This is a genomic window from Nocardia sp. PLKS1-43 (assembly GCF_059510335.1).
In genome coordinates this window covers 1,619,808-1,644,583 of sequence record NZ_JCAJZQ010000001.1, presented here as the reverse complement: position 1 = coordinate 1,644,583, position 24,776 = coordinate 1,619,808, and the positions used below count along the sequence as shown (strand labels likewise).

General features: G+C 69.0%; 16 protein-coding genes and 1 pseudogene. 5 read left to right on the top strand and 12 right to left on the bottom strand.

From position 1 onward, the window contains the following. Positions 1–2: 2 nt before the first annotated feature. Positions 3–242, bottom strand: a pseudogene (locus AC5WS7_RS07790) (DUF3224 domain-containing protein); the annotation flags it as partial. Between the two features lie 512 nt (positions 243–754). On the opposite strand from AC5WS7_RS07790, the gene AC5WS7_RS07785 reads away from it, so the two are divergent. Continuing rightward, a complete protein-coding gene (locus AC5WS7_RS07785) occupies positions 755–6,265 on the top strand; it encodes a hypothetical protein (RefSeq protein ID WP_495953628.1) in 5,511 nt (1,836 codons plus the stop codon). A 207-nt stretch (positions 6,266–6,472) separates the two neighbouring features. Here AC5WS7_RS07785 and AC5WS7_RS07780 read toward each other — a convergent pair whose 3' ends face one another. The 9 genes from AC5WS7_RS07780 to rhaI all read right to left on the bottom strand — a co-directional run bounded on the left by AC5WS7_RS07780 (position 6,473) and on the right by rhaI (position 18,463). Further along, on the bottom strand, positions 6,473–9,757 hold the full coding sequence (locus AC5WS7_RS07780; protein ID WP_495953627.1) for an arabinosyltransferase domain-containing protein: 3,285 nt from the start codon (positions 9,755–9,757) through the stop codon (positions 6,473–6,475). Positions 9,758–9,822: 65 nt separating this feature from the next. Continuing rightward, the gene (locus tag AC5WS7_RS07775; RefSeq protein ID WP_495953626.1) at positions 9,823–10,128 is read right to left on the bottom strand and encodes an MMPL family transporter; all 306 of its coding nucleotides are present in this window, start codon (positions 10,126–10,128) and stop codon (positions 9,823–9,825) included. An 81-nt stretch (positions 10,129–10,209) separates the two neighbouring features. Then, positions 10,210–10,935 carry a hypothetical protein gene (locus tag AC5WS7_RS07770; RefSeq protein WP_495953625.1) on the bottom strand — a complete coding sequence of 242 codons (726 nt, stop codon included), beginning with the start codon at positions 10,933–10,935 and terminating at the stop codon, positions 10,210–10,212. A gap of 64 nt (positions 10,936–10,999) precedes the next feature. Continuing rightward, a complete protein-coding gene (locus AC5WS7_RS07765) occupies positions 11,000–11,605 on the bottom strand; it encodes a LutC/YkgG family protein (RefSeq protein ID WP_495953624.1) in 606 nt (201 codons plus the stop codon). Next, entirely contained in the window at positions 11,602–13,047 is a 1,446-nt protein-coding gene (locus AC5WS7_RS07760; RefSeq protein ID WP_495953623.1) for a lactate utilization protein B, read from the bottom strand. Before AC5WS7_RS07760 ends, AC5WS7_RS07765 begins: the two co-directional genes overlap by 4 nt. Before the next feature lie 40 nt (positions 13,048–13,087). Then, positions 13,088–13,816, bottom strand: coding sequence for a (Fe-S)-binding protein (locus AC5WS7_RS07755; RefSeq protein ID WP_495953622.1), 729 nt, complete (start codon positions 13,814–13,816; stop codon positions 13,088–13,090). Further along, positions 13,813–15,252: a rhamnulokinase gene (locus AC5WS7_RS07750; protein ID WP_495953621.1), complete on the bottom strand. Its 1,440-nt coding sequence runs from the start codon at positions 15,250–15,252 to the stop codon at positions 13,813–13,815. Before AC5WS7_RS07750 ends, AC5WS7_RS07755 begins: the two co-directional genes overlap by 4 nt. Then, complete coding sequence (locus AC5WS7_RS07745) at positions 15,249–17,285, bottom strand: bifunctional aldolase/short-chain dehydrogenase (RefSeq protein WP_495953620.1); 2,037 nt, start codon at positions 17,283–17,285, stop codon at positions 15,249–15,251. The genes AC5WS7_RS07750 and AC5WS7_RS07745 overlap by 4 nt, the downstream gene beginning before the upstream one ends. 2 nt (positions 17,286–17,287) lie before the next feature. Then, on the bottom strand, positions 17,288–18,463 hold the full coding sequence (gene rhaI, locus AC5WS7_RS07740) for an L-rhamnose isomerase (RefSeq protein ID WP_495953619.1): 1,176 nt from the start codon (positions 18,461–18,463) through the stop codon (positions 17,288–17,290). Between the two features lie 213 nt (positions 18,464–18,676). Between rhaI and AC5WS7_RS07735 the strand changes: the two genes are divergently transcribed. The 3 genes from AC5WS7_RS07735 (at position 18,677) to AC5WS7_RS07725 (ending at position 21,467) form a co-directional block, all read left to right on the top strand. Continuing rightward, the gene (locus tag AC5WS7_RS07735; protein WP_495953618.1) at positions 18,677–19,012 is read left to right on the top strand and encodes an L-rhamnose mutarotase; all 336 of its coding nucleotides are present in this window, start codon (positions 18,677–18,679) and stop codon (positions 19,010–19,012) included. 75 nt (positions 19,013–19,087) lie between these two features. Continuing rightward, a complete protein-coding gene (locus tag AC5WS7_RS07730; RefSeq protein ID WP_495953617.1) occupies positions 19,088–20,395 on the top strand; it encodes an MFS transporter in 1,308 nt (435 codons plus the stop codon). Positions 20,396–20,468: 73 nt separating this feature from the next. Then, positions 20,469–21,467 carry a LacI family DNA-binding transcriptional regulator gene (locus AC5WS7_RS07725; protein ID WP_495953616.1) on the top strand — a complete coding sequence of 333 codons (999 nt, stop codon included), beginning with the start codon at positions 20,469–20,471 and terminating at the stop codon, positions 21,465–21,467. Between the two features lie 67 nt (positions 21,468–21,534). On the opposite strand, the gene AC5WS7_RS07720 is transcribed toward AC5WS7_RS07725, so the two are convergent. Beyond that, positions 21,535–22,044, bottom strand: coding sequence for a winged helix-turn-helix transcriptional regulator (locus tag AC5WS7_RS07720; protein WP_495953615.1), 510 nt, complete (start codon positions 22,042–22,044; stop codon positions 21,535–21,537). Between the two features lie 155 nt (positions 22,045–22,199). Here AC5WS7_RS07720 and AC5WS7_RS07715 point away from each other — a divergent pair, with 155 nt between their 5' ends. Beyond that, positions 22,200–23,591, top strand: coding sequence for an MFS transporter (locus AC5WS7_RS07715; protein WP_495953614.1), 1,392 nt, complete (start codon positions 22,200–22,202; stop codon positions 23,589–23,591). Here the strand turns inward: AC5WS7_RS07715 and AC5WS7_RS07710 are convergent. Further along, positions 23,581–24,663, bottom strand: a complete 1,083-nt coding sequence (locus AC5WS7_RS07710) for a lycopene cyclase family protein (protein ID WP_495953613.1) — start codon at positions 24,661–24,663, stop codon at positions 23,581–23,583. The two genes, AC5WS7_RS07715 and AC5WS7_RS07710, sit on opposite strands and share 11 nt — an antisense overlap. Positions 24,664–24,776 lie beyond the last annotated feature (113 nt).

Sequence of the window (24,776 nt, the reverse complement as noted above, 5' to 3'; positions counted from 1 at the left end):
AAGAACTCCGCGGATCTATCGGTGCCCGAGGTGGTGGCCGAGTGTGCGAAGCCGAACGTGTCCGCGGCCCCGTCGAGTGAGCCCTCGAACGATTCCATCGCCATATAGGTGCCGACGCCGCTGGTCTGATCGAACGCCGCGGTGAACAGGGTGGCCGTGCGCCCGGACACCTCACCTTCGAAGTGTTTCCCCGTCCGCGCGATCCAGACCGGCAGACCCGTGGGAATCGCGGGTCTGGGCACAACGACGGACGGACTGAAGGATCGGGTGTCGAAGCCGAATTGGCCACCCTCGCAACGTATTACGGTAGTGCGGTAGGCGGAGTCCGGCGCTGCGGGTGGGGTCGGGATCTCGGGCAGGTCACGGCTGGCTGAAGCCTTGGCGGTTCGCCTCGCCGACTTCGCACACTACCGCTACGGTACCTACATTCGCGGTTGGCTGAGATCTGGGAAGTGGTGTGGCAGAAAAAGTTTCATCGGAGAAGCAGGCGCCCGGCGGTCGGTTCGGGTTGGGGGGTCTCACGAGATGGGCGGCGCAGCGCCTGGGTGTGGCGTCGCGACCGGAGGCAGCCGGTGGAGATGAGTCGACGGTAGGTGATCAGGGTGCCCGGGTGTCGGCCGACCCACCCGCGCCTCCGCTGAATGACTCGCCGGCGCAGCAGGATTCGGGCGACGACCTCGATTATGCACGACAGTCCAGCCCCGCGGACACCGAAGCGAGGATCGATCCCAATTTTTCGAAAGGTCAGGCAAATATGACAACTCCCGACGACCGGGCGACGATCACCGATGACGCGGCCGCCGCCGAGGAGACGACGACTACCGCGGCCGAGGAGGCAGTGGCCGAACCGGGGGCGCACATCGCGACCGTGATCGAAGCGCCTGTCGCGGCGGGTGATGCGGGGTCGGTCGACGATGAATCGGACGCTGCGGACGGGGTCGAAGCTCCGGAGGTCGAGGGTGCAGAGGGGGATGCCGAAGCGCAGGTTGCCGGGATCGATGCAGAAGAGGGCACCGTGGAGGCAGTGGCAATCTCCGATGCCGATGCCGATGCCGATGCCGATGCCGATGCCGCGGGCGAAGGTCAGGGCGACCGCGCGGACGAAGATGGAGTCTCGCTGGCGGATTCGGTCGTCGAAGCCTCGGTCGGGAATGAGGACGAAGCCGCGGAAGCGGACGCGGCTGGCGGCCAGGACGAGGCCGGCGTTGCCGAAGAGGGCTCGGGTGAAACCGTCGTCGATGCCGAGGTCGAGATAGCTGCCGCAGAGGCGGTTGCCGAGCCGGCCGATGAAGAAGAGGACAGCGCGAATCGGGAAGTGGTGACCCCCGATGCCGCGTCGACCGCCGAAGTCGAAGTGTCGGAAAGTGATTCGGCCACCGAGACCGACGATGCATCCGAGGATTCGGACATGACGGCTGCCCATGGTGAGGTTGCTGCCGAGATCGAGGATGTTGCCGAGGGGGCTCATGGTATTGCCGTCGATGCGGATGCGGATGCGGATGCGGATGCGGATGCGGATGCGGATGCGGATGCGGATGCGGATGCGGATGCGGTGTCGGAAGACGGGGCGTCTGCAAAGGACGACGTTGTCGAGGTAGCGGCTGCCGAGGTCGCGGCTGCCGCTGATACTGAACCGGCAGTTGAGGTGGGCGTCACGGCAGCCGAAGACGGAGTGGCGAACGACCTTTCGGATGCGACGGACGCGGTCGAAGCCGCGGCGGTCGACACTGTCGGGGAGTCGGCTGTCGAGACAGCTGCTGTGGAAATCGAGGCTGAAGAGGGCAGCGCGGCCGAGGAATCGGAGATCGCTGTTGCCGAGCCCGCGGATGACGGTGAAGCGGTGCATGCCGACACTGACGCCGAATCGGCGGCCGGGGCCGAGGGGGCGGAAGTAGCGGCGCTTGTCGAGGGCGAAGAAGGTGTGGAGGTTGCGGCTGCGACTGAGTGGGAATCGGAAGCTGAGAAAGCCGGTGCGGTCGCCGAAGATGATGTAGCGCAGCCCGACTCGGTCGACGTTGTCGAGGCCGTCGATGAATCGGATGAGGTCGAAACTGCTGACGAGGTTCTCGCGCCTGCAGGGGCCGAAGTAGCGGTCGAGGAGTCGGGTGCCCACGAGGTCGCCGATGGGGTAGATGTAGAAGAGGAAAGCTCGGAGCGGACAGCGGTTAGCGTCGACGCTTCGACTTCAGGCGAAGGCGAAGTGTCGCAGACCGCTTCGGTGGACGAGGCTGCCGAAGTCGTGGTCGAGGATGCGTCCGGTGAATTGGGTGAGGTGGCCGCGGTGAGCCCGGCTACGGCCGTGGTTGTCGCGGCTGATGTGAATGGTGTCGACAGCGATGCTGTCGCGGCGGAAGAAGGCGACGCGGACCAGGCTGCCGCAGGTGCCGACGTGGCGGCTGCTCGGGAAGATGAAGTGTCGCAGTCTGGTTCTGTGGACAACGCCGCAGAAGCCGCGACCGAGGATGCGTCCGGTGAATTGGGTGCGGTGGTCGCGGTGAATATGGCTACGGCCGAGGTTGGCGAGCGGGACGCTGGTGGTGCTGACGGCGATGCCGTTGCCGCACCTGTGGCCGAAGTATCGGAGGCCGAGTCGCTTCGCGAGTCCGAGGCGGGTGCCGAGGCTGTGGTTGCCGAGGACACTGCTGCCGGTGAGGTTGTCATAAGTTCGGCCGGTAGTACCGTCGATGCGGATGCGGATGCGGATGCGGATGCGGATGCGGATGCGGATGCGGATGCGGATGCTGCGGTGGCGGTCGTTGGTGGTGACATTTCGGAAGCCTTGTCGCCGGTGGAGTCCGCAGAGGACGCGCACGACGAGGCGGTTGCGACCGCCGATGGTGCGGTGTCTGCTGACGGCGAAGTAGTCGCTGAGGCCGGGGGTGTCGCGGAGAGTGCGGCCGATGCCGAAGCCGATGCGTTGGGTGCAGAGTCGTCTGTTGCGGCCGCGGAGGGCGAGGAAGTCGCAGTCGCCGGGAGTGGTAGGGCCGAGATAGCGGGTTCCCGGGGTGATTCTGCTGACGGTGACGTTGTCGAGGGGGCGGGTGCCGTCGCGGAGGCGGACACGACGACCGAGGATGAGGCACTGGAAGTCCAGTCGCTGGTCGAGGACGAGGAAGATGCTCAGCGCGCGGAGGCCGTGGGCGCTGTGGACGAGTCGGCATCGCAGGGCGATACCGAAGCGGCCGTGGCGGTTTCAGAAGACGACGTCGATGGCGGGATCGAGTCCGAGGCGGCAGACAACGAGCCACTCACCGGTGACGATGCGGATACTCCCGTCGATGCCGTAGCCGACGGTGGTTCGGACGTCGAGCCCGATTCGACGACAGAAGTGGATGCTGTTGCCGCGCAGGGAAATGCGGTCGTCGCCGAGGCCGAGCGAATCGCGGCCGAAGCAGCGGAGGCGACGACTGCCGATGCCCCCGCCGACAGCGAGCCCCGCGACGTGGCCGAGGCGGGTGCGGTTGAGGTAGCCGACGAGCCTGGCCAGCCTGGTGCCTCTCGGTCGGAAGAGGCTGAAACGGCGGCGGCTCCGGTGGAAGTTGCTGCGGCCGAGGGTATTTCGGAGCCGCAGAACGAGCCGGTCGCCGAGGTGGTGCCCGAAGAGACTCGCGTTGCTGAGGACGAGGGCCCGGCTACAGGCGATGCCTCGGCTGCCGAGACGGTAGCCGAGGCAGGTTCGGAGGTCGAGTCCGGCACCTCGGCCGACGTGGATGTCATCGCCGAGTATGGTGGTGCACTCGCCGCCGACGGTGACGAGTCGGTCACCGGCGATGCCGTGGCTGCGGAGGCGGCTGCTGAGGCCGGTTCGGCCGTGGAGTCCGATGCCGCGGCTGACGTGGATGCCGTTGCCGAGCAAGGTGATGCGCTCGCTGCCGGGGGCGAAGCGGTCGAGGTGGCGGCTGCTGCTGAGCATGAGGGGTTGGTCACGGAAGATGCTGCGGGTGCAGCCGTCGCCACCGAGAACGATTCGGAGGTCGAGTCGGATGCCTCGGCCGAGGCGGATGTCGTTGCCGAGCAGGGTGATGCTTTCGGTGCCGAGCGTGAAGCGGTGGAGGTCGCGGTTGCGGCTGAGGATGAGGAGTCTGTTGCGGCCGGAACTGTGGCGGCGGGCGTGGTTGCCGGAGCCGGTTCGGGCGTGGGGTCCGATGCCTCGGGCGAGGTGAATGCCGTTGCTGAGCAAGGTGTTGCGCTCGACACCGAGGGTGCAGCGGGGGCGAGCGTGGCCGCAGTTGACGGCGCGGTGCCGGTGACGGGCGGAGCCGCGGCTGCGGAAGTGGTTGCCGCGGCCGGTTCGGAGGTCGAGGCCGACACCCCGGGGGAGTCGGATGCCATCGCTGAGGAGGGTGATGGCATCGAGGGCGGGGCAGTGGAGGTCGTGTCGGCTGTGGTCGGGGACTCGGTAGTGGGCGATGCTGTGCCTGCGGACGTGGTCGCCGAAGCCGGGGCGGATGCTGGGTCCGAACTCGCGTCTGGGGTGAATGGTGTTGCGGCGCAGCGTATTGATGATGCCGCCGAGGGCGAAGTAGTCGAGGTCGCGCCTGCTGCTGTGGTGGGGGCGCCGGTCGTCGAGGCGGCTGTCGGTGGCGAGGTGCGCACCGCGACAGGTGCGGTTGCGCTGGCTGAAGACGAGGAGCAGGCCGAGCCGTCGGGGCTGGAAGTGGCCGAGGCGGCGGCGGTAATTCCGGTGGAGGGCACTGTGGCCGAGGAGGGTGCGGCACCCGTGTCCGAGCTGGATTCGCTGGGCTCGCCCGTCGTCGCGAGCGAGGAGTCGGCGACGCGCGATGCCGCGGCCGGGGAGACCGAAGCCGAAGCCCGCTCGGACGTCGAATCCGTGTCCTCGCCCGAGGTGAATGGTGTTGCGGCGCTGAGTGTTGCGGGTGTCACCGAGGTCGAAGCCGTCGAGGGCGCGAATGCTGTTGTGGATGCGGACGGTGAGTCGCAGGGCGCCGACGAGGCCGAGTTGAGTGCGGTCGAGGACGCGGGGCCTATCGAGCCGGCCGACTCGGCAGCGTCCGCATCGGACGCCGCTGCGGAAGTTGCTCCGGCCGAGGAGGTTTCGGAGCCCGCTGTTGCGGCGGGGCTGCCTGTCGACGAGGACGAACAGGTCGCGGACGTCACCTCCGCGGTCGCCGAAGGCGCGATCGATGCTGACGGCGAGCCGACCGAACTCGACGCCGTTTCCGAGTCGGTGGAAGGCGGCTCCGACGAAGCGCCGACGGCCGATGTCGCGGACTACGCGGCCGTTGAGGCGGCGGCGACCGACAGTGATGCATCCGTCGATGGCGCGGACGCTGCCGAATCAGCGGATACCGATGTGGCCGGTTCGCCCGTTGCCGAGGTCGAGCCGGTCGTGGCAGTCGGCTCGGTGCTCGAGGCCGAATCGGTGGCCGAAGCCAAAGGGGCGGAGTCGAATTCGGCGGCGGCCGATGCCGAGGAAGAAGCCTCGGCCGGCGACGTGGAAGAAGTAGCGGCCGATGCCGGAGCGGCTGTCGAGAGTGAGGTGCCCGCCGACGACGCGGAGGTCGCCGAGGCGCCGGAGTCGCCTGTCGCAGAGCCGGTATCGGCAATGGAGTCGGTGCACGAGAACGAGTCTGTGGTCGAGGACGAAGGGGCTCACGCGGATTCGGTGGCGGTTGCCGCCGAGGGAGACACAGCAGCGGATGCCGAGGAAGCTACCGAGGCCGAACCGGAGGCGACCGGGGGTGAGGATGTATCCGAAGCCGCAGGAGCCGAGGCGGATCCCGTGGCGGAGGCCGAGTCGATCGTCGCGGCGGAGTCGGCTCTCGGCGATGGGTCGGTGCTCGAAGGCGAAGAGGCCGACTCGGGTTCGGCGACGGTCGACGCCGAAGAAACACCAGCGGCCGAAGTGACCGCCGACGGAGTGCACGCAATCACCGCCGACGCCGACGGTGCGAAAGATGCCGCTGCCGAAGCGACAGCTGACGTACGGGCTTCGGTGGGTGGCACGTCGGTTGTGGACGAGGCCGGCGCGGGAGCGGGTTCGGCCGCGCTGGCTTCGGAGGGTGAAGTGGTCGGCGAGGCCGACGGGAATGTGCCCGGCGGCCAGGCCTCAGCGGCGATCATCCACGAACAGGCGGCGACGATCAGTGAGCAGGAGCAGATCATCGCGAAACTCCGGCGGAAGGTCATGGTGCTGGAAACCATCATCCAGGCCCAGGAATCGCATTCCGAATCGCTGGCCGGCATCATCTCCACGTACAAGAGTGAATTGACCAGTCTGGCAACGGATCTCACCGAGTACTGACAGTGTGGCCGCCGTCGTGCGGCGGCGGCCCCACGTACGAGAAGAAATCCGGGTCCGGCTGACGAAGCGAGGGCGGCACGGCGGTGCCGCTCTCGCGCCGCGACTACCGAGGACGTGCGGACGCGGGGGTGACCCTCAATGCCACGTGCTCGAAGCCGGCGTCTCGCAGTACTGTGGCGAGCGCTGAAAGCGCCTGTGGCGCATGGCCTACCAGGTGTTGATATGGCCGGGTGACCACAGTCCGCTGTGGGTCTCCCGGGTGACCGTCGGCGCCGCGGGGACCTCGGACGGGTCGATCGGGTCGAGGCGTTGCAATTCGCCCCAATCCTGATTCCAGTTGTCCTCGAGGTAGGTGGCCAGCGTTTCCGAACGCAGCAACTGCTGGCTCCAGCCCAGCGGTCCGCCGCCGACGTGACTCTCCCACATCGTGGTGTCGTTTGCGCCGAGCCGGTTGGGCAGGATGCGCCAGCCCGGCACCTGGGCGATCCCGTCCTTGTGGTCGAACGGGCGCTGGCACGGGAATTGCAGCCCCACAGCCCAATCCAGCAGCACCGGCCGGGTCGACCCGACCACGTCCTGCAGAGTGTGGGTGCGCGGGATGCGCGGCGGCGTGAGGGCGACCCACCGCTGCGGATCGAGGTTGTGATCCTTGGCCACGATGCGGATCACGTTCGCCTGGGCGGGTATCCGGTCGAGGGGCACCCGGAGATTGCGCCACGACGGGGCCGGTCCGATGTCGATCGGGGTGACTCTGCCGATCGGGTGGGCACCCGTCGCGGAATAGGTTGTGCCGTATTCGATCTGCACCGGCTCGCCGCCGACGGCGCCGCCGTCGGGCCCCTCCGCCTGAATCTGACCCGCCGCCGCGATCGAGATGATGTCGCTGTGGTCGTGCTGTGCGGGCAACCGGTACCAGCCGGTGATCAGATCGGCCGGCTCCTGTTGGTCGTAGGTGCCCAGCTCGGGCGTGGTCGCCGGATCGAGGCCGAACGGCAGTGGGGCGCCGCCGGTTTGGGTGCTCGTGTCACCCGTCCGGCTGTCCGTGCCGGACTTGTTGCCGAAGGATTTCGCGATGCTGGTCGACTCGCCCTTCTCGTCGGCGGAGCTGATATTGCCCACCCCGTTCGGCACGAAGCCGCGTGCGCCCGTGGTGAACGCGGCGAACTGATCGCCGACGAGCGGCTGCATCATCGAGGCGTTCGGATCGGTCTCGACCAGTACCTTGTTCGCCAGTGCGCACGGGTTACCGAGTGCGGCGTGGAAATTCGAGGACGCCAATGAGAATCCCGGATGCTGCGCCACCGCGCCCGCGGCGAACGAGGCGACCTGGAAGACCACCAGGATCGCCGCGGCCGCGGTGAGCGGCGGGAATTTCGCCAGCCGCCAGGCACGCGGCGAGACCCGGTGTGGCGTACCGGGTTTCGGGGCGCGCACATGCCACCAGATCGCCAGCAGCAGACACAGCGCCGCGATAGTCAGGAATATCGTGCTGAATCCGGTGCCGTCGACGGACGGCGGCTCGTCCCACCACGGGATACCGAAGCTGGAAACCCACCACCACTCGTTGACGCTGGTGAAGATCTGCGCCAGCGCCAGCGATACCACCGCCGCGAACAGCGCGCGATTGCGCGGTGAGCGCATCACCCGCGGGCCCACGGCGACCGCCGTGAGCACCGCAACCGCCCCGGCCAGCCCGGCGTACACGCCGTTGTGATGCGTGAATTTCGTCGGGCAGGTCGCCATCAGCACCATCGCCCCGAACGTCACGCCGAGCAGTCGACGCGCCGGGCCGCCCGCGGTGAAGGGGATGCGGCCGCCCTTGCGCAACATCACCAACACGCAGACCAGCAGACTCAGCCACATGGCGACCATGCCGAACCGGCGGGCGATGGAACCATCGGCCGAGGGCATGAACAGCCATTGGTAGTTGAGATATTCGTTGTACCAGGGGTCAGACGGTCCGACGATGTTGTGCACCCGCTGCATCTCGCTCATCGCCGAGAACGGTTCGACGGCGAAAGCGAAGGCCAGTACCAGCATTCCGGCCGCGAGCAGCGGCGCCAGCAGCGCCCCGTACGCCCGGATCCAGGCGGTGACCGGAACCGGGGTTCCGTCGCGGGCATCGGCCAGCGCACGGGCCTTCGGAATGCCGAATCCGACCGCCCCGCGCAACCCGGCCAGCAGTGGCGCGAGGCAGATCACCCCCGACGGCGCCGCGGTGAAGCTGAACGCGCCGACGAGGATCGCGACGGCGTAGGGCAGCAGCCGGTGCGTCGCGATGGCGCGCTCTACCAGGCACCAGGTGAGCAGGACGCAGACCGCGACCACAGGTTCGGGTCGCAGGCCGTTGTTGTAGGGCAGCCAGACGGCCAGGAAGACCAGCGCGCCGGTCCACACCGCGACCTTGTCGTGGCGCACGGCCGCCCCGAGCCGGGGAATCACCTCGCGGCTCAGCGCGAGCCAGGTGACCACCGCCGCCAGCAGCGTCGGCAGCCGCATCCACGGACTCGCGACGCTGATCTCGGACATGTGCGCGATGATGTCGTACGGCGGTGTGCCGACCGGGTTCTCCGGCACGCCGAAGAATCGGAAGTAGTTGGCCATATAGCCGGACACCAGCGACGTTCGCGCCATCCCGAACTGGTAGCCGTCGTCGGAGGTGGTGGCGCCGATGAAATGCCACACCAGCAGAGTTCCCAGGACGACGAAGTCGACGCCGGTGACCTGCCACCATCGCTGCGGCAGCAGTCGCCGCAAGCCTCGGCCGTCGGACCGATCGATCCGGTACAGCGCCACCAGTGCGATGAGCGTGAACACCACCGCCAGCACTTCGGCGGCCCGCTTGAGGAACGTCGGCGTGACCGAGAACCGGCTGTCGACCTGCGCGACGACCTCGGCGCCGTCGGGCTGGGGAAGGTCGCTGAAGATCCCCACCACCTGCGGCCGCCAGTCTCCGGGCGGCAGGGTGGTGGGTTCGACCCCCGCCCCGGGCACGGCGATCCTGGTCGAGGACATGTCGGAGTGCACGGTCAGGGTGCCGCGGCCGATCGCATCGATCGGCACGTTCAGCAGTACCTGGTTTCGGAGCACGACTTCGAGCTGGGCGGGTTTGCCGTCCTGGGCGGGGCGCACGCGCGCGACGAATCCGTACTTCTCCAGCTGCGGCGCTCCGTCGGGCAGGGTCGAGGCCAGCACGCCGCCGCGGGTGCTCAGTTGCGTCATCGACGGGCCGGGGATCGTCGCGTCGAAGGTCAGCGGCGCGTAGGTGACCAGCGGGGCCGCGACGCTGCGGGCCGAATCCCGTTGCGGCCAGGACAGAGTCGTGTGGTCCACCTGCACCGGCAGCAGCGGTACCGCAAGGGCGCACAATGCGCCCAGCAGTCCGGCGACGAGGGCTATCGACGTGGCCCATGTGCCGCGCAGGCCACCCGAGATCCCGGGTTCCGCACCTGCGGCTCGTGCCCTGTCCGCCCTTGCCATCGTGTCGACCACGGCCGCTGATGCTAGTGTGACGCTTCCGTTACCCGCGATTTCGCCCACTGTTTCTCAGTCTGCGCTCAGGGACGTGCCGCCGATTCCGTGGCTGTTGCGGGCCGCCGATCGCGTTTGCCGAACAGTTTCATAGGTGCGGGTACCAGCATCGTCCGGACCACCATGGCATCGAACGCAACCGTCACGGCCGAGGCGGAGCCGGATTGCCTGAGCTCCAGGACATGGGCGGTTACGCGGCTGTCGAACACCGCGACCACGATCGCCGCGGCTGCGGTGACCAGGCGGGCGATATGTCCAATTACCGCGGTGATCGCTGAATAGTTGCTGTGGGTGTGACGGAATCCTTCGCGCATCCTGTCGATGAGGAACACCCGATGAAACGCACACGTCGTTCCCGTGCGAAGTCGTGCCGGGCGAGAACTCGGGGCAACCAGCCGGCTCGCATCTGTTCGTCATGACGTCCGGCTACCCCCGCCGGGGTCGCGTTCGTCCAATATCGTCCGGGCGATCGTCGCGGCCGCGGCGCATTGCTCGGTCGCGGTCCTGACTGCCGGATCGGATCCGGTGACCTGTTGGGTGAGATCGACCAGCAGCGGTTGCGGGGAACCGGTGTCGACGACGAGCATGCAGGCGGTCTTCGTCGCGCCGCTGTCCAGGCCCGCGGCCTGTCTGCTGCCCGCCCGGACCGCGTAGTAGCGGTCCTCGATCAGGAACCGCTCGAACAACGGGGCGTGGTCCTTGTCGACCATGGTCGCGGTGATGCCGCTGCCGTCGTCGTCGGGATAGTTCCGGCGCCAGAACTCGCCGAACGAGGTGGCCGTGGTCATGACGCTGACGACGTTGCCGTGCGCACCGCCCACCCAGCAGCCGTGTCCCGGCACCATCGTGGTGGCCCGAATCCCCTGTGGCACTTCGGCAATCCGGTACACCTGCGGCGTGAACGCGGCACATTCGGCCCCGGGCGCGAACACCGGTTTGCGGTTGGTGGAGAACTGCAAGGTGGTGTCCTGCACCGAATTCGGTGCGAGTGTCGCGACCCGGGGACCGGCCGGGGCGCTCGAACCACATCCGCTCAGCGTGAGCGCCGCGCCCAGCGCGATTGCCGGAGCTGCGCGAATCCGCGTCGAGAATGTCTGGGCCGCAGTCCATCTCCACGCGCCGTTGCCGAATCTTGCCATGATGTCCGAAACCCTACTAGGTCACGTGTGGCCGGGTCCGGCAGTGTGACACCGGTCGGCCCGGTCAGTCGGAGCCGAGCAGCAGAACCGTCAGCCTGCGCGGGCCGTGCACCCCCTGCACACGCTGCAGTTCGATATCGCTGGTGGCCGACGGGCCGCTGATCAGGGTGAGCGGCCGGGCCGGATCGAGGCGGGCGAGCAGTTCGGGGACGCTGCGCACGATGTGATCGGCGGGAAGCAGGCAGACGTGGTGATCGGGGATGAGGGTCAGTGCGCGGCGGCCCTGGCCCGGTCCGGCGTCCAGCGCGATGGTGCCGGTTTCGGCGCAGGCGGCCGCGCAGGTGGTGACGACGGAGTCGATGGCGTCGAGCTCGGTGGTGCCCAGAGCCGGATCGTCCCGCCGGGCGTGACCGGGTGTCCAGCCCGTGGGCAGGTCCGGCGGGACGACGCAGCTGTGACTGCCGAGCACGTCACTCAGCACATCGATCGCGGCGGTCGCGGTGGTGCGCCGCACCTGTGCGCCGTAGTCGGCGAGCCGGTCGGTCAGCAGGCCGATCAGCTGCGCCGGATCGGTTTGGTGAACCCGCTGGTAGTCGCGCGGTGGCGGCGGTGCGCCGGTCTCGCCGAGGGCGGCGCGGATGCGCCCGAGCATGGTCTCGCGGGTGCTCATCGGTTCTCCCACCAGGTGCGGAACGTTTGAGGTGGCGGCGCGGGCAGATCGCGGGCGCCGGTCCACGCCGACATCGGCGGCGGCAGCACACCGATCGTGCCGCGGCGGTTGCGCAGCAGTCGGCCGATGCGCAGCAACCGGGTGGCGCCGGTGAATCGGCGGGAGGAGCGCATCACCCAGGACGCGGCGGCCATACCGGCCGATTCCGCGGTCGGCCTCGGATGCGCGGCCGTCGCCTGCGCGCGCAGATGCACCAGGATCGACGGAATATCGATGCGCACCGGGCAGGCGTCGAAGCACGCGCCGCAGAGCGTGGACGCGTAAGGGAGCGAAGGGTTCTCGGCGACACCGGTCAGTTGCGGGGTGAGCACCGCGCCGATCGGCCCCGGATACACCGAGCCGTAGGCGTGGCCGCCGGTGCGCTCGTACACCGGGCACACGTTCAGGCAGGCCGAACACCGAATGCAGTGCAGCACTTCACGTCCCACCTCGTCCGCCAGGGTGTCGACGCGGCCGTTGTCCAGCAGCACCAGATGGAACCGCTGAGGTCCGTCACCGGGATGGACGCCGGTCCACAGCGAGGTGTACGGATTCATCCGCTCGCCGGTGGACGAGCGGGGCAGCAGTTGCAGGAAGACCTCCAGATCCTGCCAGGTCGGCACCACCTTCTCGATGCCCATGACGGTGATCAGGGTTTCCGGCAACGTCAGGCACATCCGGCCGTTGCCCTCGGATTCGACCACGGCCAGGGTTCCGGTGTCGGCGACGGCGAAGTTGGCCCCGGAGATCGCGACCTTCGCACCGAGCATGGTGCGGCGCAGATGAGCGCGGGCCGCGGCGGCCAGGGCGGGCGGGTCGTCGGTGAGCCCCGGGTCCGCGCCGGGCATCCGGTCGCGGAAGATGTCGCGGATCTCGCTGCGGTTGCGGTGGATCGCGGGCACGAGGATGTGCGAGGGGCGGTCGTCGGCGAGTTGCACGATGAGTTCGGCGAGATCGGTTTCGTGCGCGGTGATTCCGGCCTCGGCGAGTGCCTCGTTGAGGCCGATCTCCTGGGTGGCCATGGATTTCACCTTCACCACCTCGGATTCCCCGGTGGCGGAGACCAGTTCGGTGACGATGCGGTTGGCCTCGGCCGCGTCGGCGGCCCAGTGCACGGTGCCGCCGCGCGCGATGACGTTGTCCTCCAACCGGATCAGCAACTCGTCCAGATGCGCGAGGGTATACCGCTTGATCTCCTGCCCGTTGCGGCGCAACCGTTCCCAGTCCTGGACCTCCCCGACGACCGCGGCGCGCTTGGCGCGGATGGTCGCGGTGGCCGCGCCGATGTTGTGCCGCAGTTGCGCGTCGGCGACCGCGTGCCGGGCGGCGGCCGGGAAGGGCTCGGCCCCGTGCAGCGGTGATGCACCGTAGGGCGCCGGTACGCCGAGGAAGGTCGAGCTCATGTGCGAGCCTCCTGCCGAGTCGAGGGGTCGGAGTGGCCGATCATGCGGTGGCCGAGAGTATTTCGGCCAGATGCAGGGTGCGCGCACCCGAACGCAGCCGGCTCAGTCCGCCGCCGATGTGCATCAGGCAGGACGAATCCGCGGCCGTGCAGGTGTGTGCGCCGGTGTCCTGGACATGCCGCATCTTGTCGGCCAGCATCGCGGTGGATACGTCCGGATTCTTGAGCGCGAACGTCCCGCCGAAACCGCAGCACTGGTCGGCGTCGGGAAGTTCGACCAGATCCAGGCCCGAGACCCGGCGCAGCAGGCGCAGCGGCCGGTCGTCCACGCGCAGCATGCGCAGGGAATGACAGGTCGGGTGGTAGGTGACCCGGTGCGGATAGTGCGCGCCGACGTCCTCCACGCCCAGGACGTCCACCAGGAATTCGGACAGCTCGTACGTGTGTGCGGCGACCTGGTCGGCAGCGGCGGCCAGTGCGTCGTCTCCGGCGCGGCGGGCCAGCATGGCGTGCTGGTGGCGCACCGAGCCGACGCACGAGGCCGAGGGCGCGACGATCGCGTCGTACCCGGCGAAGGCGTCGGCGTGGTTGCGCACCAGAGGCATTGCCGCGCCGGGATATCCGGTGTTGATGTGCATCTGCCCGCAGCAGGTTTGGGCCGGGGGCACCACCACTTCGTGCCCGAGCCGCTCGAGCAGGGTGACCGTGGCGCGGCCGACGTCGGGGAACATCGCCTCGACCAGACAGGTGACGAACAGCGCGACTCTCATGCGGCTCTCTTCCGCGCGAGGGCGGCGACCCGGTCCAGCGCGGTCCGCCAGGCCGGGTCGCCGCTGGGCGAGTAATGGGTGGGTGGATGCGTGTGTGCCACAAGGTACCGTGCCGCTCGCCAGCCGGGCAGCACATCCGCGGCGATGGCCTGGGCGAGCAGATTGCCCAGCGCGGTGGCTTCGGCCGGACCCGCGGCGACCGGCCGGTCGCAGGCATCGGCGGTGGCCTGGCACAGCGGAGCGTTGTGCACGCCGCCGCCGACCAGGTGCACCACCTCGACATCCTCGCCGTGTACGGCGACCGCGTCGGCCAGCGCGCGGGCGTGGCCGACGGCCAGACTGTCGGTGACGCAGCGGGTGAATTCGGCCGGTGTGCGCGGCGCGGGGCCGTCGCAGTGCGCGGCGATGCGCTCGGTCATCGGCGGCTCGCCGGTCTGTGCCGGAGCCAGGAAGCCGGGATCGTCGACGTCGATCAGCGTGCGCAGGGCGGGCAGTTCGGCGGCGCTCGCGACCAGGGCCGCGGTCTGTGCGCCGGGCCATTCCCGGAGGCATTCCTGCAGCAGCCACAGCCCCATCACGTTGCGCAGGAAGCGGATTCCCGCGACTCCGGTCTCGTTGGTGAATCCGTGCTCGCGCGCCTGCCGGGACAGCAGCGGGCCGGGACGTTCGAGCCCGACCAGCGACCAGGTCCCGGTGCAGATGTAGGCGAAGCGGGCCGACCGCGCCGGCACCGCGGCGACGGCGCTCGCGGTGTCGTGCGAGGCGACTCGGACCAGCGCCGGATCGTGACCGCCGATCGCGTGCCGCAGGGCCGGCCGCACCGGGCCCAGCGATGTGCCCGGATCGCGGATCGGCGCGAAGAGCCGCTGCGGCAGATCGAGCCGGTCGATCAGATCGCGGTCCCAGTCCTGGCCGGTGGCGTGGAACAGCCCGGTCGTGGAGGCGTTGGTGCGTTCGGCCCCGATCCGGCCGGTCAGCCAGTATCCGAGCAGGTCGGGGATCAACAGCAGGTTGCGGGCGGCGGCCAGGCGCGCCGCCGATTCGGCCCGCAGTTGATGGATGGTGTTGAACGGCAGATCGGCCAGGCCGGTGCGCTCGAACAGCTCCGCGGGATCGATCGGCGGCGGAACCGATCGGCGCGGGTGACGGTAGTGGTACGGCAATCCCAGCAGTGCGCCGTCGGCATCGAGCAGGCCGTAATCCACTGCCCAGGAATCGATTCCGGCCGATCGCACCGGACCCGCCGCGGCGAGTCCGGTGCACAGCTGCTCGAACAGCGCGCCGAGATTCCAGTGCAGACCATCGGGCAGCGGCAGCGGCCGGTTGGGAAACCGATGTACCTCGCGCAGGCCGATCCGGTCGGGCCGGATCTCCCCGCGCACCACCCGGCCGCTCGCTGCCCCGAGATCGACTGCGGCGAAGACGTTCTCGCTCATCGCAGGAATGCGGCCGCCACACCGCCGTCCACCGGGACGTGCAGCCCGGTGGTATGCGACAGCTCACCTGCGGTGAGGGCGAACACGGCGTTCGCGACGTGTTCGGGCAGCACCTCGCGCTTGAGGATGGTGCGCTGGGCGTAGAACGCGCCGAGCTCCTGTTCGGGCACGCCGTACACCGCGGCCCGCTGGGCGCCCCAGCCACCGGCGAAGATGCCCGAACCACGCACCACGCCATCGGGATTCACCCCGTTCACCCTGATGCCGTACTCGCCCAGTTCGGCGGCGAGCAGCCGGACCTGGTGCGCCTGATCGGCTTTCGCGGAGCTGTAGGCGAGATTGTTCGGACCGGCGAATACCGCGTTCTTGCTGACGATGTAGACGATGTCACCGCCCATGCCCTGCGCGATCATCGCCCGCGCGGCCTCCCGCGCGACCAGGAACGAGCCCCGCGCCATCACCGAATGCTGGAGGTCCCAATCGGATTCGGACGTCTCCAGCAGGGATTTCGAGACCGACAGTCCCGCGTTGTTGACCACCAGGTCCACTCCGCCGAACGCCCGTGCGGTGGCGGCGATCCCCTCACGAATCGCCGCCGGATCGGTCACATCGACGGTGATCGGCACCGCGACGTCGGCCGTTCCGATCTCAGCGGCCACGCGGGCGGCGGCATCGGCGTCGCGGTCGGCCACCGCCACGCAGGCGCCCTCGGCGGCCAGTCGGAGCGCGATCGCCCGGCCGATTCCCGACCCGCCGCCGGTGACCAGCGCGACGCGGGTGGCCAGCGGTTTGGGCTCGGGCATGCGTGCCAGTTTGGCCTCCTCGAGCGCCCAGTACTCGATGCGGAACTTCTCGGATTCGTCGATGGGGGAGTAGCGGGACACCGCCTCCGCACCGCGCATGACGTTGATCGCGTTGCGGTAGAACTCGCTCGCGACCCGCGCGGTCTGCGCATCGCGCCCGAAGCTGAACATGCCGATGCCGGGCACCAGCACGATCGCCGGATCCGCCCCGCGCATCGGCGGCGAGCCGGGAGTGGCGTGCCGCCGGTAGTAGGCGGCGTACTCCTCGCGATAGGCGGCGTGCAGTTCGCGGAGCCGGACGAGGACCTGATCGAGCGGTGCGTCCGCGGCGGTGTCGAGGACCAGGGGACGAACCTTGGTGCGCAGGAAGTGATCCGGGCACGAGGTGCCCAGCGCGGCCAGCCGCGGATGTTCGGCGCGGGCCAGGAAATCCAGCACCTCCTCGCTGTCGTCGAAATGCCCGATCTGCGGTCGATCGGTGGACGCCAGCCCCCGGACGACCGGCGCGAGTTCCGCTGCGCGCGTGCGGCGTCGATGGTCGGCCAACGGGGCGAAGTGGCTGACGAGCGCTCCGAAGGGTTCGGACCGTCCCCGGGTACGAATGAATTCCTCTGCGACGTGGATGATTTCGAGCGAGTGCGCCTCGCATTCGGCCGACGTGTCACCCCACGCGGTGATGCCGTGCCCGCCCAGGATGCACCCGATGGCCTGCGGATGTTCGCGCCGGATGGCGGCGATGTCGAGGCCGAGCTGGAATCCCGGACGTCGCCACGGCACCCAGACCACCCGGTCGCCGAAACATTCCTTGGTCAGCGCCTCGCCGTCGGCGGCCGTCGCCAGGGCGATGCCGGAGTCCGGATGCAAATGGTCGACGTGCGCGGCCTCGACCAGCGCGTGCATCGCGGTATCGATACTCGGCGCGGCGCCACCGCGTCCGTGCAGGCAGTAGTCGAAGGCCGCGACCATCTCGTCCTCGCGGTCCACACCCGGATAGATCTCGGGCAGCGCCCGCAGCCGGTCCAGTCGCAGCACCGCCAGCCCGGACTCGGTCAACGTGCCCAGATCACCGCCGGATCCCTTGACCCACAACAGATCCACCGGCTCGCCGGTGACCGGATCGGCGTCGGCGCCCACCGCCGAGGTGTTGCCGCCCGCGTAATTGGTGTTGCGCGGGTCCGCCCCCAGCCGGTTGCTGCGGGCGAGTAGTTCGCGCACGGTTTCCTCGCTCATGTTCAGGCTCCCCAGCCGGCGGCGACGCCGTCGGCACGTTCGTCGATGACTTTCTCCAGATATCCCGAACGCCGGTAGGCGGCGACCGGGTCGGGATCCAATCCCATGTCCGCGCGCAGCTCGGCCAACAGCGGGCGCACGTCGGTGTTGTAAGCGTCCATCAGAATCGCGTTGGCGCCCAGCACATCTCCATCGCGCTGCGCGGCGGCCAGGGCGGTGCGGTCGACCAGCAGTGCCTTGGCGGTCGCCTCCTGCACGTTCAGCACCGAGCGGATCTGCGCCTGGATCTTCGGCTCGATGTTGTGGCACTGGTCGAGCATGAAGTTGACGCCGGACGCGGGGGTGACCGCGTCGGCCGCGACGATCTCGTTCATGATCCGGAACAGCTGGAACGGATCGGCCGCGCCGACCATCAGATCGTCGTCGGCATAGAAGCGGGAGTTGAAATCGAAGGCGCCGAGCTTGCCCTGCGCGATCAGGAACGCGACGATGAATTCGATATTGGTATGCGGCGCATGGTGTCCGGTGTCGACCACCACCTTCGCCTTCGGCCCCAACCGGAGGGTGTGCGCGTAGGCGGTGCCCCAGTCCGGTATGTCCGTGGCGTAGAACGCGGGTTCGAACAGTTTGTACTCCAACAGGATTCGCTGTTCACCGGACAGTGCGGCGTAGACCTCGTCCAGGGCGTCGGCCAGGCGGCGCTGGCGATCGGTGAGATCGTCCTGGCCCGGGTAGTTGATCCCGTCCGCGAACCACAGTTTCAGCTCTCGCGACCCGGTGGCGTCCATCACCCGCAGGCAGTCCTTCAGATGATCGATCGCCTTGCGGCGCACGGCCGGGTCCGGGTGACAGACGCTGCCGAGCCGGTAGTCGTCGTCCTGAAAGGTGTTCGAATTGATCACGCCGATCGAAATACCCAGTGCGGCAGCGTGTTCGGCGAGCTTGCCGTAGTCGTCCACGGCATCCCAGGGGATGTGCAGGGAGACCAGGGGCGCGACGCCGGTGTAGCGATGCACCTGTGCGGCATCGGCGATCTTCTCGAACGGATCGCGTGGCACGCCCGGCTGGGCGAACACCTTGAACCGGGTGCCCGAGTTGCCGAACGCCCAGGACGGCAGTTCGATCCGCTGGTTCCGCAGCGTCTCGCGGACGTGCTGGTCCGCACGTGGTTCACTCATCAACCGCTCCTGTGAAACGTTTCAATATGTGAGGCAAGCTACAGCACGCCAGGAAGCGGGTCAAGGCTCCCCCGGAAGGTCGAGGCCGACAAGATCACTCGGACCTGCGATCTTGTAGGCGCTGGACTCGGTTGCGGGAAGTTGTTGACGTGAGCGCGGACACACCCTATGGTGATCCCGGTAACATTCTGAAACGTTTCACTCGGAGTCTGCATGGGTGACAAATCTGAGCGCGTCTGCTTCGTGCTCGAGTTGCGGCCGGATCGAGTCGAGGACTACCTCGCCGCACACACGACGGTCTGGCCGGAGATGCTCGACGCGCTGCATGCGGCCGGCTGGTCCAACTACTCGCTGTTCCTGCGACCCGAGGACGGTCTGGTGATCGGGTACCTGGAGACCGCCGACTTCGCCCGCGCGAACGCCGCGATGGCGTCGAGCGAGGTCAACGCCCGCTGGCAGCAAACGATGGCCGAATACTTCCGAGCCCCCGACGGTGTGCCGGTCGACGCCTCGATGCGGCGGCTCGATGAGTACTTCCACCTGGACTGATCCATCCCCGACCCGGTACATCGGCCCGGATACCGCCGCGCGGCAATCTTCCGGCATCATCAACAACGAGGAATCATGAAGTTAGGCGCACGCTCCACGACGGGCTGGCGGGCCACGATCTCCGTCGCCATGTCCAACTACATCGAGGCCGGATCGATCATCGCGATCGCGACCAGTCTCACCTTCTGGCAACACGCTTACGGGCTGAGCAATCTGGCCGTCGGTCTGCTGGCGGCGTTCAGCGCCAACGCATTCGGCGCGGCCATCGGAGCGGGCCTGGGCGGTCCGCTGTGTGATCGCTTCGGGCGCAAGGCGATCTACACCTACGATTTGCTGGTCTACATGGTCGGCGTGCTGATCGCGGCCTGTGCGGTCGATTTCGGCATGCTGCTGGCGGGTTTCCTGATCACCGGGATCGCGGTGGGCGCCGGCGTCCCGGCCTCGTGGACCTACATCGCCGAACAGGCCCCGACCACCGCGCGGGCCCGGCACGTCGGCACCGCCCAGCTGGCCTGGTCGCTGGGCCCGCTGATCGGTTTCGCGCTGGCGGCCGGCCTGGCGCCGCTCGGGCTCGCCGGTTCGCGGCTGATCTTCCTGCACCTGTTCGCGGTCGCGGCGGTGGTGTGGTGGATCCGGCAGGGCCTGGCCGAATCGCAGATCTGGACCGAGGACGCCGAACGCGGCACGCGGCCGTCCTCGGCGGGCGATCGCGGCCTGCGCGGCCTGTTCTCGCGACGGGTGAACATCACCGCGTTGCTGATGCTGATGGGCGTCTACGGATTCTGGAACACGGTGGCCGGGCAGGCGGGCATCTTCATGCCCCGGGTGTACGACAGCGCCGGGGTGCACAGCGCGGTACAGCAGGATCTGCTGCAGGTGCTGGTGTGGGGATGCACCGTGCTGGCAACGTATTTCGGCTTCATGGCGTTCGCCGACCGGATCTCCCAGCGGGTGCTGTACCTGGTGGGTGCGGCACTGGGCGTGCTGGCGTGGTGCGTGCTGGTGTTCTTCACCTCCGCGGGCATGCCCACCCTGCTGACCTTCGCTGTGCTGTGGGGCATCTCCAGCGGGATCGGCGCCCAGGCGTTCTACAGTCTGTGGACCAGCGAGTTGTTCGCCACGTCGTATCGCGCCAGCGCACAGGGCTTCATGTTCTTCGTGGTGCGCGCGGCGACCGGACTGCTCAGCTACTTCTTCCCGACCATGCTGGCCGCCACCGGGTTGACCTCGGTCGGTCTGCTGCTGATCGGCCTGCTGGCCCTCGCGCTGGTGATCGGCACGGTCTGGGCTCCGCGCACCCGGAACAAGACGTTGCGGGAGATCGAGTACGAACGGTACGGGCAGATCGCCGACCCGAACGATCCGGTTCCGGTGCGCGGCTGACCCGCCGAGCCGCGGCCGGGCCTCGCGCCCGGCCGCGGCGATTATGCTCGCATCGTCACGGGAAGGACACACGATGGCGGTGAGTATCAAGGAGGTGGCCCGGCGCGCCGGAGTGTCACTGGGCACGGTCAGCAACGTGCTCAACCGGCCCGACCAGGTCTCCGCGGCGACGCGCGAGCGGGTGCGCCGGGCGATCGCCGAAACCGGCTATGTGCGTAATGATTCCGCGCGCCAACTGCGCGAGGGGAGCAGCCGCACCCTGGCCATGGTGGTGCTGGACATGGCCAACCCCTTCTTCACCGACGTCGCGCACGGCGCGGAGCAGGAGGCCGCGCGGCACGACGCGATGCTGGTCATCTGCAACAGCGGCGACGATCCGCGGCGCGAGGAACGTCATCTCGAGCAGATCGCCCAGCAGCGGATGCGCGGAGTGCTGATCACCCCGGCGGACGGCGACGGTGAACAGGCTTTGCGCACGCTGGCCGCCCAGGGCGTGCCGGCGGTGCTCGTGGACCGGCACAGCGATCGTCCGGACCGCTGCTCGGTCTCGGTCGACGACGTCCTGGGCGGGCGGCTGGCCGCCGAACATCTGCTCGCCGCCGGGCACACCCGGATCGGATTCGTCGGCGGCCCGGGGGCGGTGACCCAGGTGAGCGAGCGTCGCCGGGGCGCGGCCGCCGCGATCGCGGCCGCCGATGCCCGTCTCTACGACATCCCCACGGCCGCACTGACTTTCGAGGCCGGGCGCGATGCCGCGGCCGCGCTGCTGGACAACGCCGACCGCCCGACCGCGGTGTTCTGCGCCAACGACCTGCTCGCCCTCGGCGTCCTGCAGGCGCTGACCCTGCGCGGTCTGACGGTGCCCGGCGATATGGCTGTCATCGGCTACGACGACATCGACTTCGCCGCCGCGGCCGCGGTTCCGCTCTCCTCGATCCGGCAGCCGCGCGAGGAACTCGGCCGCACCGCGGCGCGCCTGCTGCTCGAGGAGGCCGGGGGCGACGGTACGCACCGGCATCAGCACGTCGTGTTCGTCCCCGAACTCATCGCCCGGCGCTCCACCACGGCGTGACGGGCCGTGCCGGTATCGAAATCGGCTGTTGCGCATGGCAACTGCGGTGATCGCGGGGATGTGGAAGCTACTCGGACTCCTGCCGCGCGAAACGTTCGCGGATATCGGGACGATCGCGCAGGTGCTCGGGATACCCGGGCCCGATTCGCAGGCGTGAATCCTCGAACGTCACGGGTTCCGCGCAGTGCGCGCACACCACCTCGACCTGAGTGTCGTGACCGCAGGCGGTGTGGTGCAGGGTGATCGGCGCCCCTTCCGGGCCGGCCAGCCAGCGGTCGCCCCAGCGGTTGATCGTCAGCAGCACGCTCCAGAAGTCCGCGCCCTTCTCGGTGAGCACGTATTCGTACCAGGTCGGCTCGAAGTGGTACGGGCGCCTCTCCAGCAGACCCTCGTCCACCAGGCGCCGCAGGCGTTCGCTGAGGGTGTTGCGGGCGATGCCCAGTTGTTGCTGGAAATCGTCGAAGCGGCGGATTCCGTAGAACGCCTCGCGCAGCACCAGCGGCGTCCACCAGTCGCCGAGCAGATCCATAGTCCGGGCGATGGAGCAGGGCCAGCGTGCGAACGACGTGCGCTTCATTCTGTGAGGATACCGGTCCCGACATGCGACTTCGGGTATCACTCGATGCCGAATCGGTGTTCGACGGGTATCGCCCGCACGGCATAGCCTCCTCATCACACCCGCTTCGGGGTGACCCGGACCACAACCGTGGCCGGGGGTGCAGGAGGACGAGAATGCTGAAGCCGGAATCCGGAGAACTCGCCGCGGCGGGCCCGGTCACACCCGCGCGGCCGGAGCGGCCGCGCCGGATCCCCACCCGGTTCGTGGTGCTGGGGCTGTTGTTCGTCATCACGGTCGTCAATTACGCCGACCGCAGCTCGCTGTCGATCACCGGCACCAGCGTGCGGACCACGCTGGGTTTCTCCGCGGTTCAGCTCGGCTATATCTTCTCGGCGTTCAGCTGGGCGTACGTGGTTTCGCAGTTGCCCGGCGGGATGCTGCTGGACCGGTTCGGCGCACGGCGGGTGTACGCGGGCAGCCTGGCGCTGTGGACACTGGCGACCGCGGCGACCAGCCTGGTCGGGCTGGTCACCACGCGCGTGGTGGTGGCCCTGGTGCTGATGTTCGCGCTGCGGCTGCTGCTGGGCGTCTTCGAATCCCCCGCCTTCCCCGCGAACGCGCGCGTCTCGACGATCTGGTTCCCCACCGCCGAACGCGGTCAGGCGACCGCGGTGTTCAACTCGGGGCAGTATTTCGCGACCGTGCTGTTCGCGCCCGTAATGGCCTGGGTCACGCACGAATTCGGCTGGCGATGGGTGTTCGTCCTGCTCGGCGCGCTCGGGATGGCGATGGCGATCCTGTGGTGGGGCTGGATGTACCCGCCGCGTGAGCACGGGCGGGTCTCACCGGGCGAACTCGAGACGATGAGCGGCGGCGGCGCGCTGATCGACATGGATTCGACCTCCTCGACCGGCGCGCGAACCCGCCTCGACCGCCGGATGCTCGGCCGAGTGCTGGCCACCCGGCCGCTGTGGGGAATCTCGGTCTTCCAGTACGCGGTCAACTCGCTGAGCTACTTCTTCATCACCTGGTTCCCGATCTACCTCACCCAGGCCCGGCACATTTCGCTGGTGCACGCGGGGTTCATCGCCGCGCTGCCCGCGCTGGCCGCGTTCATCGGCGGTCTGGCCGGCGGATTCATCTCCGATTTCCTACTGCGGCACGGGGTTTCGCTGACCGTGGCCCGCAAGGCGCCCGCCGCGGCCGGACTGCTGCTCGGCACCGTCATCGCGGTCGCGGACTTCACCGACAGCACCACCATCATCGTGCTGATCATGACCACGGCGTTCTTCGGCAAGGGGATGGGCTCACTGGGCTGGGCCATCACCACCGACGTCGCGCCCACCGAGGCGGCGAGTATCTTCGGCGCCCTGACCAACGGCCTGGGCAATATCGCGGGCATCGTCACCCCGATCGTGATCGGCTACATCGTGCAGACCACCGGATCGTTCGACGTCGCGCTCTGGTTCGTCGCGGCGCACGGTGTGCTCGCGGTCCTGGCCCTGGCCGGGATGGGTCCGATCCGGCGGCTGAGCCTCGGTGACCGGGCCGAGGTCAGCGCGTGAGGACGGCCGCGGCCAGGGTGCGGCGCAGCCGCCACGGCAGGGCGCGGAACAGCGACGTCATCGCGGCGGCGGTACCCGGCAGATCGTCCCGGCCGGACAGATAGGCGCGCTGCGTGCGCACGGGCAACGCGAAGAAGGCGTCGAAGAAGGCAGGCAGATCGGCAGGCGGGAGGGCGAGCAGCGCGCGCAGCCCCGCCTCGCGCGCCAAGTGAACCGCATGGGCCGAGGCGGAGGCGGTCGGCCCGCCGGCGACGATCGCGTCGGCGGCGGACAGCGCCGCCGCGACGCTGTAACCCGTTGCGGGATGCAGGAATCCGCCCGCGGCGCCGAATCGTCCGGCTCCCGGCCGTCCGCCCTGGAGTGCGAACCGCACCCGCTCGACCGGTTCAGTGCCGTCGAATTCGATTCCGCGGCAACGCATCCGGGCTTGCAGGCGGTCACGCAAGGCGGCCGGGTCCAGTGCGGGACGCCCGGCCAGGCAGGTCTCCTCGAGCAGTATCCGGCCCGTTCCGAGCGGAACCGCGTACAGGAACGAGGGCGAGTCGCCGGGAGATGTGCCGTTGTCCGTGCGCCAGTCCATGAACATCGGCTCGCCCCACCGATCCCGTTGCACGACAACGCCGTACGCCGTTTGCTCGGCCCGGCCCGGGGAGCGCGGGACACCGCGGGCGTCGATCACCCGCCGGGCGGGCAGGATCTCGCCGCCGGACAGGCGCACCGCCTGCCGAGCCCGGGGAAGCCGCGGCCGCAGGATCTGCTCCACCCGGTCGGTCACCACCCTCGCCGCGCCGATGTCGAGCGAATCCTGCAGTGCGCCGGTGTCGAAAACCGTATAGGCCCGGTCGATTTCGAATCGGCGTGTGCCCCACGCGACCGGCCGGGACACGGTGGCCGCGACCGCGGCCGGCGCGATCCAGCCGGGCAGCTCGTCCGACCAGGCCGCATAGGTCGCGGTCCAGCGCCGGGCGGGCCGCGGGTCCACGACGGTCACGGTGCGCCCGTGCGCGAGCGCCCGGTGCGCCAGCGCGCGTCCGGCCGGGCCCAGGCCGCAGATGAGCAGGTCCGAGGTCATACCGAGCATTGGATCAGATATTCCGCGTGGCACCGTGTCACAGGGCTGCGGTAGGGTTCGCGCGAAGCCTGGGGGGACCACCGCGACAGGGCGCTACGGCGACCCCGGCTGCG